Below are 604 nucleotides of genomic sequence, written 5' to 3'. Positions count from 1 at the left end.
CTCGACCTGCGCGAGGTCACGATGGTCGGGTTCTCCACCGGGGGCGGCGAGGTCGCCCGCTACATCGGCCGGCACGGTACCGCCCGGCTGGCCCAGGCCGTGCTGGTCAGCGCCGTGCCACCGTTGATGCTGCGCACCGACGACAACCCCGGCGGCATGCCGGGCGAGGTGTTCGACGGCATCCGGGCCGGGTCGCTGGCCGACCGTGCCCAGCTCTACCGCGACCTGGCCGACGGCCCGTTCTTCGGCAACAACCGCCCCGGCGCGAACGTCTCCCAGGGTGTCCGTGACTTCTTCTGGCTCCAGGGCGTGCAGTCCGGCCACCGCAACGCCTACGAGTGCATCGCCGCCTTCTCCGCCACCGACTTCCGCGCCGACCTCGATGCCTTCGACATCCCCACCCTGGTCGTCCACGGCGACGACGACCAGATCGTGCCGTTCGAGGTCGGCGGCAAGGCCTCCGCCGCGCGGATCGAGGGCGCCGAGCTCAAGGTCTACCCCGGCGCCCCGCACGGCATCACCGACACGCACAAGGACCAACTCAACGCCGACCTGCTCGCGTTCCTCAACAGCGCCTGACCGACGGCGAAGGCGGTCGGAGATT

General features: G+C 71.0%; 1 protein-coding gene. It reads left to right on the top strand.

The window, feature by feature from the left end:
* Nucleotides 1-579 (top strand): alpha/beta fold hydrolase (locus FM051_RS50060; RefSeq protein ID WP_158855022.1); only part of this gene is annotated, 579 nt, incomplete at its 5' end.
* Between the last annotated feature and the right edge of the window lie 25 nt (nt 580-604).

Origin of the sequence: Saccharothrix deserti, from assembly GCF_009769385.1 — a bacterium.
GTDB classification, from domain to species: Bacteria; Actinomycetota; Actinomycetes; order Mycobacteriales; family Pseudonocardiaceae; genus Actinosynnema; species Actinosynnema deserti.
Note: the sequence above shows the minus strand (reverse complement) of the source record. Positions and strands in the feature narration are given on the sequence as shown.